Source organism: Campylobacter taeniopygiae (genome assembly GCF_005406225.1).
Classification (GTDB): Bacteria; Campylobacterota; Campylobacteria; order Campylobacterales; family Campylobacteraceae; genus Campylobacter_D; species Campylobacter_D taeniopygiae.
This window is the reverse complement of record NZ_NXLY01000004.1, coordinates 38,488-51,869: the sequence shown is the minus strand read 5'-3', so window position 1 is coordinate 51,869 and position 13,382 is coordinate 38,488. Positions and strand designations below refer to the sequence as shown.

Here is a 13,382-nt window from a genome sequence, read left to right as displayed (position 1 = left end):
CAAGGAAATTTAATGTTTGAAGTAGTTATAGGACTTGAAGTTCATACCCAACTTAATACTAAAACAAAGATTTTTTGCTCTTGTGCAACTTCTTTTGGGGAAACTCCTAATACTAATGTTTGTCCTACTTGCTTAGCTTTGCCAGGTGCTTTACCTGTTTTAAATGAAGAAGCAGTTAAAAAAGCGATTTTTTTTGGAAAAGCTGTAAATGCCACTATCAATAAAAAAAGTGTTTTTAATCGTAAAAATTATTTTTATCCTGATTTACCTAAGGCTTATCAAATTTCTCAATTTGATATTCCTATAGTGGAAAATGGGGAACTTTTTATTAATGTAAATGGAGAAAATAAACGTATAGGTATTACTAGGGCACATTTGGAAGAAGATGCAGGAAAAAACATCCATGAAAGCAATTTTTCAAAAGTGGATTTAAATCGTGCAGGAACTCCTTTGCTTGAGATTGTAAGCGAACCTGAATTAAGAAGCAGTGATGAAGCGGTCGCTTATCTTAAAAAACTTCATTCTATCATACGTTTTTTAGATATTTCAGATGCAAATATGCAAGAAGGAAGTTTTAGATGTGATGCAAACGTGAGTATTCGTCCTAAAGGAGATACTAAACTTTATACAAGGGTTGAAATTAAAAATCTTAACTCTTTTCGTTTTATACAAAAAGCGATCGATTATGAAGTGAAGCGTCAAAGTGAGGCTTGGGAAGATGGAACCTATGAAAAAGAAGTCGTTCAAGAAACAAGACTTTTTGATACAAGTAGCTTAACCACTCGCTCAATGAGAGGAAAAGAAGAAGCTGCAGAATACCGTTATTTTCCAGATCCTGATCTTTTGCCAGTCTTGCTTAAAGATGAATTTTTAGAACTTAAAATTCCAGAATTGCCTGATGAAAAGAAAAAACGTTATATGCAAGAATTAGGCATTAAAGAGAGTGATGCAGAAGTTCTTATTAGTTCGCTTGAGATGAGTCGTTTTTTTGAAAATTTAATTACTCAAAAATTAAATCCTAAACTTTGTGTTAATTGGCTAAATACAGAACTAATGGGACTCTTAAAGGGAGAATTAACTATAGAAAATTCTCCAGTAGATGCACAAAAACTTGGAAATCTAATAAAACGCATAGAAGAAGGCGTTATTAGTGCTAAAGCAGGTAAAGAGGTTTTAGCCTATGTGTTTGAAAATACTCAAATAAACATTGATGAAGCCATTGATAAATTAGGCTTAAAACAAGTAAGTGATGATTCTGCAATTGAAGCAGTGATTGAAAAAATTTTAAAAGAAAATGATGATAAAGTTGCAGAATATAAAAGCGGTAAAGATAAGCTTTTTGGGTTTTTTGTAGGTCAAGTGATGAAAGAGGGTAAAGGAGCCTTTAATCCTTCAAAAGTGAATGAAATCTTAAAATCAAAGCTAGGTTAATGAGTAAAATTGCAGTTATTGGAGCGGGAAAATGGGGCAATGCTTTATACCATGCTTTCAATGTTAAAAATACTTGCCTAATCACTTCTCGTTCGCAGCGGAATTTAACTCATTTTGTTGATTTAGATACTGCTTTAAAATGCGATTATCTCGTTTTTGCTTTAAGTTCTCAAGGAATTCATAAGTGGCTTAAAGAACATTTTAAAAATCAAGGCCAAAAAATTTTAATCGCTTCCAAAGGGATAGAAACTTCAACTTGTAAATTTTTAGATGAAATTTTTTTAGAATTTGTCAGTCAAGATCAAGTATGCGTTTTAAGTGGCCCTTCATTTGCAGCAGAGGTTGAGGAGAAATTGCCTTGTGCTTTAGTCATTAGTGGTTTTAATCTTAAAATTTGTGAAGAATTTGCAGCTTTTTTCCCTGATTTTATAAAAACTTATGTAGGCAATGATGTAAGGGGTGCAGAAATTTGTGGAGCTTATAAGAATGTTTTAGCTATTGCTAGTGGAGTGAGCGATGGTTTAAACTTGGGTAATAATGCAAGAGCATCACTTATTTCAAGGGGACTTATAGAAATGCATCGTTTTGGAAATTTTTTTGGAGCGAAAGAAGAAACTTTTTTAGGGCTTAGCGGCGCAGGAGATTTGTTTTTAACTGCTTCAAGTCAGCTTTCTAGAAATTATCGTGTAGGTTTAGCACTTTCTAAAAATCAAAAATTAGATGATATTTTAAAAGATCTAGGTGAAGTCGCTGAAGGAGTTAAAACAGCTTATGCTATAGAAAAAATAGCTTTAAAAAATCAGATTTATACGCCTATAGTGCGTGAAGTTGTACAAATTTTACAAGGAAAAGATGTAAAAAAAGCAGTGCAGGAACTATTAAAAGCTAAAAAATAGGAGTTAAAATGCTTATTAAAAATGCTAAAATTTATGGTCAAGAATTACAAGATGTTTTAATTCAAAATGGAAAAATCGCAAAAATAGATACTAACTTAGAAGGCGATGAAATTTTAGACGCTAAAGGAATGACTTTATTACCTTCTTTTGTAGATTTAGGCGTTAGTTTAAAAGACGATAAATTTTCCTTAGATCATTTATCATCTTTAGAACAAGAGTGTATAGAAAATGGTTTTAGCGCTGTTGTCTTGCGTGATTGTATGGATTTTGATGAAGAGATTTTTTCACTTTTTTTACAAAATCTAAATTCTAAAAAAATAAAAATTTTTCCAAATATACGTGCTTTAGATTCTCAAGGAAAAATTAAAAATTTAGCCACACTTTTAAATAAAGGAGCTAATGCTTTAGAGCTTAAAAGTTCTAGCGATACGAATATTTTACGCGTAGTTATGCAATATGCTTTAATGAAAGATAGTTTCGTTTTTACTCGTTGCAATGATAGTGATTTTGATGATAGAGGGGTGATGAATGATTGCGAAACTAGCTTTAATTTAGGTCTTATAGGAATGAGTTTAGTTGCTGAAACAAGCGAAGTGGCAAAGATGAAGGAAATTGCTCAATTTTATGGAGTTAAGATTGTTTTTGATTTATTGAGTCTTAAAAGATCTATTGAAATTTTAGATAAAGATGATCTTAAGCTAGTGAGTATTCATCATTTGATCAAAGATGATAGTGCTTGTGAAAATTTTAATACAGCAGCTAAACTAAACCCTCCTTTAAGAAGTACCCAAGATAAAGAATCTTTAAGAACTTTTTTAAAAGAGGGAAAAATTCAATTTTTAACTTCCATGCATAGCCCTAAATCTTCTTCTTTGAAAGATTTGGCTTTCGATGAAGCGGCTTTTGGAATTGATGGAATATCTGATTTTATAAGTCTTTGTTATACTTTTTTCATCAAAAATAGTTTTTTAACTTGGAAAGAACTTTGTAATTTTACCAGTAAAAATGCTAGTGAATTGTTAGGTTTAAATGCCGGAGTTATTGAAGTAGGAAAAGATGCTAATTTGATACTTGTTGATGAAAATGAAGAAATTTCTACTCCAAAGAGTCCTCTTTATAATAATGATAAATTATTTGCAAAAGTTAAAATGCATATAATTAAAGGTGCAAAACTTTAATCAATATTAGTTTTAAATAATAAATTTTTATTTTAGCAATTTATTAAATTGCTAAAATAAATTTAAATCCTAAGAATATAATCGCAGCCATAATTCCTGCAGCTGGTAAAGTGATGATCCATGCTAAGCCTATCGGTTTCATTAAAGCCCAATTTGCATTTTTATTATACACACCAATGCCTAAGATCGCACCAATTAAAATATGAGTAGAGCTTACCGGAATTCCAAATTGAGTCGCTAAAAGTATAACAATACTAGCACCAAGTTCTGCACTAAAGCCTGTAGTTGGCTTAATGGTGGCTAATTTTGATCCTACTGTAGCGATCACTTCTTTTCCTAAAAACCAAAGACCAGCAACTAAAGCAACTCCAAACATAGCCATTGCTGCAAAAGGTATAGGTGAATTAGCATTAATGGTAGCATTTTTAAGAACATCTAAAATTGCCGCAAAAGGCCCAATAGCATTAGCTATATCATTGGCTCCATGAGAGAAAGCAAAACTTGAAGCGGTAAAAATTTGAAACCATGAAAAAAGTCTGTCGGTTGTTTTGTTTAACTCATTTTTCTTGACAATTTTTACAATAGCAAATGTTATAACATAGCTAATTATTCCTAAAATTCCCATAATCCAAAAATTTTGTAAAATATCTAAAGTGCTTACATTATTCAAGCCTTTAAATAAAAACATCGCTGCAATGATTGCTGCACTGATACATGCAACTATAGGCATGTGAGTTTTTAAGACAGAATATATATCTATATTCTTTTCTCTTTCTTTAAATTCTTTAATTTTATTTTTGTAAAAATTATTTTCTTGCTCTTCATCATCTAGAGCAATTGCTGAGAGTTCTTTGATTTGTTCTTCAGTTGATTTATTTTTAAGATTTAGAAAATAATTTTCTTTAAATTTTCTTTTTTCTTTTTTTATATTTTTTAAATCTTCACTTAGTTTTTCAGAAGGTTTGAGTATTTTTTTATCAATGTAAGAATAAATCAAATAAGCAACCAATCCTCCAAGCAAAGGAGAAGCAATCCAAGATATAACAATTCTTACAATTTCACTCCATTTAACCATAGAAAGAGTTTGAGAACCATCGAATTTTAAAAGCCCCATCATGATACTTGCGCCGACAATTCCACCTACTATACTATGCGTGGTTGATACTGGCAAACCTTTTTTAGTGGCTATAAAGATCCAAAGTCCAGAGCTAAGAAGAGCGGCTAGCATAATGGAAACAAAAAGCATAGGATTAAATTCTTTAGGAAAAACTACAATCCCGCTACGTATGGTTTGAGTAACCTCTGCACCTGCAAAAATAGCTCCGCTTAATTCAAAAACTGCAGCAATAAGAAGAGCTTGTTTTATAGTAACTGTTTTAGCTCCAACGCTTGTCCCAAAAGAGTTAGCAACATCATTACCACCAATATTGAAAGCCATAAATATACCAAAAATCGAGGCGAGTATAAAAAGTATTAATTGGTGTTGAGATATATAACCAAATCCCCAAATAATAAAAGCCGCAACGCTTATGATAAATATAACAAAAGCTATAATATTATCTTTTTGCATAAAAACCCTTTTTTAAATTTTTAAGTTTGCTTTTAATTATACCTTATAATTTTAAAATTGCAAATATTTTATCTTGAGTTGATATAGTATTTATTTTATTTTTTTATAATATTTTTAAACTTAAATATGTAGTTAGGAAAAGCTGATTCAATGAAAAATGCTTTTTGTATATTTCTCTTATTTTCTTTACTTAATGCAAGTGAAACAAATTGTTCATGGCATCAATTTGATTTTCAAGCTGTTAAAAAGGCTCCTAAAATTCAAGAGGAAAATTTAGATTTTCAAAAAGCTTTAAATAGTTTATTATCAAATACTTTAGAAAATGAAAATGGTATTGATACAACCGATGGTATTTTAGATTTTCAAAATGAAAATATCCGCGTTAAAAATTTAAGTTCAATTTACGAAGGAGAAAATGATTCCTTATTATTTCAAAAAGAACTTTTTATCGCTCAAGATGGGTATAATTATTCTAGCGGCTTAATCAATCGTTATAAAAAAGATAATTTTTTATTTGGTTTTAATGGGTTTGTAGATAAACAAGAAGAGCAAAAAAATGCTAAAAGTTTTGGAGCCGAATTTGGTTATGGTGACTTTGTTAAAGCTTATAGTAATTATTATGTTTTAGATGAAATTAATAAAAGTTTTCAATTAGGAATTAGTTTTATTGATCCTGCTTATAATAAATTTACATTTGATGTGATCAAAGATGAAGAAAAAACTAATTACCAGTTAATTTATTCTCCTTATAGTATTTTAAATTTGAATATATCTCGTCGCATTTTTAATGCTAATACAAATGAAAATGATATCGCAGTTCAAATCGGATTTAATTTTAGTTTTGATAAAAGTTTCTCAAGACAACTTCATAAACAAGATAATATTTTCCAAGAAATCAATCGTTATGATTTCTTGGAGAGAATTTATTAATTCATCCCTGCATTATGGAATTTCTCTGGATTATCCATAGCATAACGGAATTTTTCCCAATCAATTTGTTTATCCCAAATGGAAACAATTAAGGCTGCAACGCTATTTCCACAAAGATTTCCCACAGCTCTCATTTCTGACATAAATTTATCAACGCCTAGAAGTATTCCTATGGCTGCAACAGGTAGAACTTCTGCTAAGGTAGCATTTGCTTCAGATATTTCCATATTTCCTAAAGCAGCTAGGGTGCTACCTAAAACTATAAATCCTGATCCTGTTACTCCAACAGCACCTTTTGAGGCTATCATAAGAACGATTAAAATACTGATTTCATGTGCTAGACTTAGATTAACATTGAAGGCCTGTGCTAAAAAAATCAAACTCATAGCTAGATAAATATTAGTGCAATCAAGATTAAAACTATAGCCTGTTGGTAAAACAAGTCCAACGGTAGCTTTAGAAAGACCCGCTTTTTCTAATTTTCTCATCAAAGGAGCGAGTGCAGATTCGCTTGAACTTGTTGCAAAGACGATTAAAACTTCACGAGCTATAAATCTCATAAATTTAAATATATTAACCTTAGCAAAATAACAAATTATTCCTAAAATACCAAATATAAATACTAAACAAGAAATTAGCATAACTAAAAGTAAATAAGCAAGGTTAATCAAAGAGCCAATGCCATATTGTGCAATTAAAACAGCCATAGCTGAAAAAGCGGCAATAGGGCTAAAATACATTATAATTTGTAGAATTTTAAAAACAAAATTTTGAAGAACTTCTAAAACTCTTTGAATGGCTTGTTTATCTTCTGTTCTCATTAAAGAAATAATTAAAGCCGTAACAATAGCAATCACTAAAACTTGTATGGTTTTTCCTTCGGTAAAAGGAGTAATAATATCGGTTGGCATAGCATCTTTTAAAATATGCATAATCTCTGAACCAGCGCTAATTTCTGTTGTTTGTGAAATATATTTTTGCACACTTTGAGTATCTAATTGATCCGGATTTAGATTCATCCCGTGGCCTGGTTGCATTATATTAGCCATAAAAATACCTATAGCTAAAGCCAAGGTGCTTACAACTTCAAAATATATCACAGCCTTAGCTCCTATACTTCCAACCTTTTTTAAGCTTTCAAGGCTAATAATTCCTAAAACTAAAGTTACAAATATAATAGGTCCAATTAAAACTTTTAAAGATTTTATAAAATATTCCACACCTGGCTTACTTGCAATTGCCCATTCTTTATCAATATATCCAAGTGTAACACCGGCGATAATTCCTATAATTACCCAAAAACCTAAACTTTTTAGGATTCTTTTGTATAAGGGAGGTTTTATCTCTGCAAAAGTTTGACTTAAAGTTTCCAAAAAAACTCCTTAATTTTATTTCAATTGGTAACATCTTAACAAACAAAGAATAAAATAGAAATTAAATATTTTAATTCTTGGCTTTTACAAAAAATCATTTGGGTTATAATGTTACGTAATTTCTCATTTTATAATAAATTAAATATATTTATGTTAGCATAGATTAAATAATGCTTTGGTGGTTATTTTAAAATCCCAATGCTGTTTTTAAGTTTTTTTAAAAGTGATAGAAAGAGTTTAGGGTCATGGAAGAAATAATAGTAGATAATAATGCTTTAATTACTTCAAAAACAGATCTTAGAGGGAATATTATTTATGCAAATAATGATTTTGCTAAATATGCAGGATATACAATTGATGAGTTATTAAATCGACCCCATAGTATCGTAAGACATGAAGATATGCCAAGAACAGTATTTAAATGTCTATGGGACTATATACAAAGAGGCGATGAAATTTTTGCTTTTGTTAAAAATAAAGCTAAAGATGGAAGGTATTATTGGGTTTTTACTAATGTAACTCCTTCTTATGGCATACATGGTAATATTATTAATTATTATTCAGTTCGCAGAGCTCCAAATCGTAAAATTTTACCTATGATAGAAGAAATTTATAAAATTTTAAGAGAAAAAGAACAAAAAGGTGGAATTCAAGCAGGTGTAAAAGCTTTAATGGAAATTGTTAATTCTTATAAAATAAGTTATAATGAACTTATTTTTAATTTACAGCATGAAATTTAAAGACAAATTAATATTAATAATTGTAGAATATATCAGATCTTTGATAATTTATCTTACAAAGGTTAGTTCTATCTTTTTTTTGATTTAAAATCATAAAAAATAAATATTTATTGTAAGAAAGGGAGACCTAATTCAATGAAAAATGGATTATTTTTGGCTATTTTTCTGGGTATTTTAAGTATCTTTGGAACGATTTTTGTTCATGCTTATGTTGGAGCAGTGATTATATTACTTGCTATTGCGCTTATGATTTATCTTTTTATATATTACAAAGATGAACAAATAATGATAGATAAGCTATATGATCTTTGCAAGGAGTTAAGAGAAGGAAATTTCGAAAATAGGGTTGTTTATATAAAAACCAAAAGTCAAAAATTCGCAGAAATTTCAGATAATCTTAATAATACTTTAGACAATCTTGAAGCTTATTTAAGAGAGATCAGCACTTCTATAGCTTGTTCGCAAAAAGGAGAATTTTATCGTAAAGCTTTACCTGAAGGTCTTAAGGGTATTTTTGCTCATAATATTGAATTTATCAATAAAGCTTTAGTTAATGTGGAAAATACTTCAAAATCTGTCTTTAAAAATGCTTTATCAAGAGCTTTGATGGATCTTAGCCTTGGAAATCAAAATAAAGATATGTCACAAATTTCAGTCTCTTTAAATAAAGATATTGATGTTATGAAAGATGTGCATGATGTGGTTAATTCTATCACTCATACAGCAACAGAAAATGGTAGTGAGGTTGATTCTTTACAAAATGCTATGGCTTCTTTAATGGAAGTGGTTAATTCAAGCAAAGAAACCGTTCAAACTTTTGTTGCTAATTCTCAAAATATTACTTCTGTAGTTGAGGTAATTAGAGATATTGCTGATCAAACAAATTTACTTGCACTCAATGCAGCAATAGAAGCCGCACGTGCAGGAGAGCATGGGCGAGGATTTGCGGTGGTTGCTGATGAAGTTAGAAAATTAGCCGAAAGAACTCAAAGATCTACAAGTGAAATTTCTATAGCAATTCAAACTATGCAACAAGATTTTATCAATATTCAAAATGGCAGTGAGCAAGTTTTTAATATCGTAAGCCAATCAGAAGAAAGAATCCAAAAATTCTCTCAAGCTTTTAGAGGTTTAGAGGAAAATAGTTCTACTTTGGGTAAAGATTTTTCAGAACTTGCTAATAGATTAGCATTATCAGTTATAAAACTTGATCATATTTTATATAAATCAAATATATATTTAAATCTCAATGGAGCACAAGAATTTGACTTATCTAGCGTGGATCCAATTTCTAATTTGTGTCTTGATGATAGAATCAAAAATATTATTAATCATTTTGTATCGGATGAAGAATTAGATTCTACAAAGCAACTAATCAAATCAAATGCGAAAAAAGCTATAGAGGAATCAAAAGCAAGTTATATTGATCAAAGAGTATATGATACTATTGTCAATGATATAAAAGTTTTAGAACACAAAAGTACTGAGATTTTAGATAAATTAAAAATTTAAGGAAGTTTAAATGTCAAAAGAAATTTTTTTACAAAAAGATAGTTTGATAACTTCAAAAACAGATTTAAAAGGTTTAATAGTTTATGCAAATGATGATTTTTTAAAATATGCGGATTATACCATGAAAGAAGTATTATATCAACCGCATAATATAGTAAGACATCAAGATATGCCAAAAACTGTTTTCAAATTTTTATGGGATTACATGAAAGAAGGCAAAGAAATCTTCGCTTATGTAAAGAATAAAACTAAAAATAATGATTATTATTGGGTTTTTGCTAATGTAACACCTTCTTTAGATACTAGAAATAATATTATCGGATATTATTCTGTTAGGCGTATGCCAAATCGTAAAGCGTTAGAAACTATAGAAAATCTTTATAACGATTTATTAAGAGCTGAAAAACAGAGCATTCATAAAGGTGTGGAAATGTTAAAAGATTTCTGTAAAAGCATGGGTAAAAGCTACAATGAATTAATATTCTCTCTTCAAGAAGACAAATAAAAATTTATAGACTTAAAACAATCTTTGTTTTAAGTCTTGATGTTATATAATCTCTATTCATTGTTTTTAAAAAACTTCATTTATTTAGGAAAAAATATGTTCGATATTATTGTCATAGGTGGCGGACATGCTGGTATCGAAGCGAGTGCTGTTGCTGCTAAAATGGGCAAAAAAACTTTACTTTTAACAACCCTTATAGAACAAATCGGTGCGGCAAGTTGCAACCCAGCTATTGGAGGACTTGCTAAGGGACATTTGGTTAAAGAACTTGATGCCATGGGTGGTTTAATGGGTGAAATTACCGATAGTGCAGGCATACAATTTCGTATTTTAAATGAAAGTAAAGGTGTAGCAGTAAGGGGCAGTAGAGCACAAATTGATATGGATAAATACCGTATTGTTGCACGTAACAAACTTTTAAAGCTTGAAAATTTAGAAATTTCACAAGAACAAGTTTGCGAGTTGATATTTGACAAAGATAGAGTTATTGGAGTAAAAACTAACTTAAATAATGAATATAAAGCTCAAAAAATTATTTTAACAACAGGAACTTTTTTAAATGGACTTATTCATATAGGAGAAAACAAACTTGAAGCAGGGAGGGTTGGAGAACTTGCTTCTGTAAAATTAGGAAAAAATTTATCTCATACTAATTTGAAAATGGGACGTTTAAAAACAGGAACTTGTCCTAGAGTGGATGCAAAAACTATCGATTTTAATGCCCTTGAAATTCAATACGGAGATGAAAACCCTAAGGCTTTTAGTTTTAAAACTAGAGATTTTAATCCCACTCAATTACCATGTTACATAGCAAGAACCAATTTAAAAACTCATGAAATTATTAAAAATAATTTTTATCGTGCTCCACTTTTTACAGGACAAATTGAAGGAGTGGGGCCAAGATATTGCCCGTCTATAGAAGATAAAATCAATCGTTTTGCAGAGAAAGAAAGCCATCATCTTTTTATAGAACCTCAAACCATTGATGCTACTGAGTATTATATCAATGGATTTTCTACTTCTTTACCTTACGAAGTTCAACAAGAAATGCTTTCTTCTATAAAAGGATTTGAAAAAGCTAAAATTACACGTTTTGGTTATGCAATCGAGTATGATTATATTGATCCAACAGAACTTTACCATACTTTAGAAACTAAAAAGATTAAAAATCTTTATTGCGCTGGACAGATTAATGGAACGACAGGTTATGAAGAAGCGGCAGCACAAGGCTTTATGGCAGGTATTAATGCTGTTTTAGCTCTTGATGAAAAAGAACCATTTATTTTAAGACGAGATGAGGCTTATATAGGCGTTTTAATCGATGATTTAGTAGTTAAAGGAACAAAAGAACCTTATAGAATGTTTACCTCAAGGGCTGAATTTAGATTACTTTTAAGAGAAGAAAATGCCATAATTAGACTTGGAAAATATGGTAAGGAATTTGGACTTTTAGGGGATGAGGATTATAAATTCATTGAAAATATTAAAGAAAATTTAGATAAAGGATTGAAATTTCTTTTGGAAAAAGAATTGACACCTAATAATCAAAATAATGAATTTTTGACTCATTTGGGTGAAGAAAAAATCAGTTCTATTGTTAATTTGCAAAAAATAGTTGCACGATCTAGCTTTAATATAGAAAAATTAAAAAAACTAGATCCTATTTTTGAAACTATGGATGAATATTCCTTAAGAGAAATTTTAAATGAAGCTAAATATTATCATTATATCATCATGCAAAAAGCACAAGTTGAAAAAATGAAAAATTTAATTGATATGCGTATTCCTAAAGATTTTGATTTTAAAAGTGTGAGTGGTTTAAGCAATGAAGTAATTGAAAAACTTGAACTTAATAGACCTTTAACCTTGTTTGCTGCTAGTCAGATTAGCGGTATCACTCCTGCGGCTTTAGATATTTTACAAATTTATATAAAAATCCAAAAGAAACAAAATTAATGTTTCTTGCGGTTTTATTTTTTTTAATCACTTTAGTTTTTATTTTTTTAAGGCCTTGGAATTTATCTTTATGGATAATTTCTTTAATCGGGGCTTTTTTTGTTTATTTTTTTAAACTTGTAAATTGGAATGATATTGTTTTTATTTTTGATCTTGTTTGGGGAAGTTCTTTAACCCTTTTAGCACTCATGATACTTTCTTTTGCTTTGGAAATTTTAGGTTTTTTTGACTTCATAGCTGGAAAAATTTTGGATTATTCTAAAAATAAAAATGAAAAAATTTCGACTAAGAAATTAATGCTTTTTTTACTTGTTTTTGTATTTTTTATCACTGCCTTTTTAGGAAATGATGGTGCTATTTTGATCATCACTCCTATTGTTATTGCGATTTTTAGCACTTTTAAAAATTTAAAAGATAGTATCATTATAAATACTTTTTTATTGAGTGTTTCTTTTTTATGTGATGCAAGTTCTAATACTTTGGTTATTTCTAATTTAACTAATTTAATCACGGCTAATTATTTTAATCTTGATTTTTTAGAATTTGCAAAAAATATGTTTTTACCAAGTTTGTTTGTTTTATTTTCTATCCTTTTTATTGTTTGTTTTGTTTTTTTAAGATCCCTACCATGCTATCTTGAAATAAAACTATCCAAAGAGGTAAAATTTTCTACTTCTTTTTTTATTTTTTGTATTTGTTATTTGATTTTATTTGTACTTAGTTTTTTTATCGCTCAAATATATCAATGGGATAAAAGCTTGATCGCTTTATGCGAATCTTTGTTTTTTTGGTTTATAGCTTATAGGATTAAAAAAAGAGAGGCTTTAAGAGTAATTAAACATGCGCCTTGGGGTATTTTTATTTTTAGCTTTGGACTTTATATCGTTGTTTTTGCTTTGCATAAATGTGGAGTAGGTGAAATTTTATCCAATTTATATCAGAATTTGAAATACAATGAAATCAATTCTATTTTTGGCACAGGTTTTATTTCAGCTTTATTATCTTCAATTTTTAATAATTTACCTATGACTTTAATCGGTGATTTAGCGTTGAAAGATTTTCCAAAAGATATGGTATATGCACATCTTTTAGGAGTTAATATCGGTTCAAAGCTTACCCCTATAGGATCTTTAGCAACTTTATTTTGGTTAGAACTTTTGGCAAAAAGAGGTATTAAAATTTCTTTTTTAAAGTATTGCAAATTTAGCTTTTTTATCACTTTGCCCGTTCTTTTTTTCTCTTTTTTGGGGCTTATTTTGAAATAAGTAAACAAGAGATTAATAAGCAAAGA

General features: G+C 29.3%; 11 protein-coding genes. 9 read left to right on the top strand and 2 right to left on the bottom strand.

Annotated features, from left to right (window positions below; translation table 11 throughout):
• The first annotated feature begins 12 nt into the window (after nucleotides 1–12).
• The 3 genes from gatB to CQA75_RS02730 are packed head-to-tail and all read left to right on the top strand — an operon-like array spanning nucleotide 13 to nucleotide 3,505.
• Nucleotides 13–1,431, top strand: a complete 1,419-nt coding sequence (gene gatB / locus CQA75_RS02740) for an Asp-tRNA(Asn)/Glu-tRNA(Gln) amidotransferase subunit GatB (RefSeq protein ID WP_137623532.1) — start codon at nucleotides 13–15, stop codon at nucleotides 1,429–1,431.
• Nucleotides 1,431–2,327 carry an NAD(P)H-dependent glycerol-3-phosphate dehydrogenase gene (locus tag CQA75_RS02735; RefSeq protein WP_137623531.1) on the top strand — a complete coding sequence of 299 codons (897 nt, stop codon included), beginning with the start codon at nucleotides 1,431–1,433 and terminating at the stop codon, nucleotides 2,325–2,327. The genes gatB and CQA75_RS02735 overlap by 1 nt, the downstream gene beginning before the upstream one ends.
• An 8-nt stretch (nucleotides 2,328–2,335) precedes the next feature.
• The gene (locus tag CQA75_RS02730) at nucleotides 2,336–3,505 is read left to right on the top strand and encodes a metal-dependent hydrolase (RefSeq protein WP_137623530.1); all 1,170 of its coding nucleotides are present in this window, start codon (nucleotides 2,336–2,338) and stop codon (nucleotides 3,503–3,505) included.
• Between the two features lie 43 nt (nucleotides 3,506–3,548).
• Here CQA75_RS02730 and CQA75_RS02725 read toward each other — a convergent pair whose 3' ends face one another.
• On the bottom strand, nucleotides 3,549–5,075 hold the full coding sequence (locus CQA75_RS02725) for an inorganic phosphate transporter (protein WP_137623529.1): 1,527 nt from the start codon (nucleotides 5,073–5,075) through the stop codon (nucleotides 3,549–3,551).
• 150 nt (nucleotides 5,076–5,225) lie between these two features.
• Here CQA75_RS02725 and CQA75_RS02720 point away from each other — a divergent pair, with 150 nt between their 5' ends.
• Nucleotides 5,226–6,005 (top strand): inverse autotransporter beta domain-containing protein, encoded by a 780-nt coding sequence (locus CQA75_RS02720; protein ID WP_137623528.1) that lies wholly within the window; start codon nucleotides 5,226–5,228, stop codon nucleotides 6,003–6,005.
• Here the strand turns inward: CQA75_RS02720 and CQA75_RS02715 are convergent.
• Nucleotides 6,002–7,378 (bottom strand): cation:dicarboxylate symporter family transporter, encoded by a 1,377-nt coding sequence (locus CQA75_RS02715; protein WP_137623527.1) that lies wholly within the window; start codon nucleotides 7,376–7,378, stop codon nucleotides 6,002–6,004. The two genes, CQA75_RS02720 and CQA75_RS02715, sit on opposite strands and share 4 nt — an antisense overlap.
• 245 nt (nucleotides 7,379–7,623) lie before the next feature.
• Between CQA75_RS02715 and cetC the strand changes: the two genes are divergently transcribed.
• The 5 genes from cetC to CQA75_RS02690 all read left to right on the top strand — a co-directional run bounded on the left by cetC (nucleotide 7,624) and on the right by CQA75_RS02690 (nucleotide 13,356).
• Nucleotides 7,624–8,118, top strand: coding sequence for an energy taxis response protein CetC (gene cetC / locus CQA75_RS02710; protein ID WP_137623526.1), 495 nt, complete (start codon nucleotides 7,624–7,626; stop codon nucleotides 8,116–8,118).
• Between the two features lie 135 nt (nucleotides 8,119–8,253).
• A complete protein-coding gene (gene cetA / locus CQA75_RS02705) occupies nucleotides 8,254–9,630 on the top strand; it encodes a bipartate energy taxis response protein CetA (RefSeq protein WP_137623525.1) in 1,377 nt (458 codons plus the stop codon).
• A gap of 10 nt (nucleotides 9,631–9,640) precedes the next feature.
• Complete coding sequence (gene cetB / locus CQA75_RS02700) at nucleotides 9,641–10,135, top strand: bipartate energy taxis response protein CetB (protein WP_137623524.1); 495 nt, start codon at nucleotides 9,641–9,643, stop codon at nucleotides 10,133–10,135.
• Between the two features lie 96 nt (nucleotides 10,136–10,231).
• Entirely contained in the window at nucleotides 10,232–12,091 is a 1,860-nt protein-coding gene (gene mnmG, locus CQA75_RS02695; protein ID WP_137623523.1) for a tRNA uridine-5-carboxymethylaminomethyl(34) synthesis enzyme MnmG, read from the top strand.
• Nucleotides 12,091–13,356: an arsenic transporter gene (locus CQA75_RS02690; protein ID WP_137623522.1), complete on the top strand. Its 1,266-nt coding sequence runs from the start codon at nucleotides 12,091–12,093 to the stop codon at nucleotides 13,354–13,356. The genes mnmG and CQA75_RS02690 overlap by 1 nt, the downstream gene beginning before the upstream one ends.
• The last annotated feature ends 26 nt before the right edge of the window (nucleotides 13,357–13,382 follow it).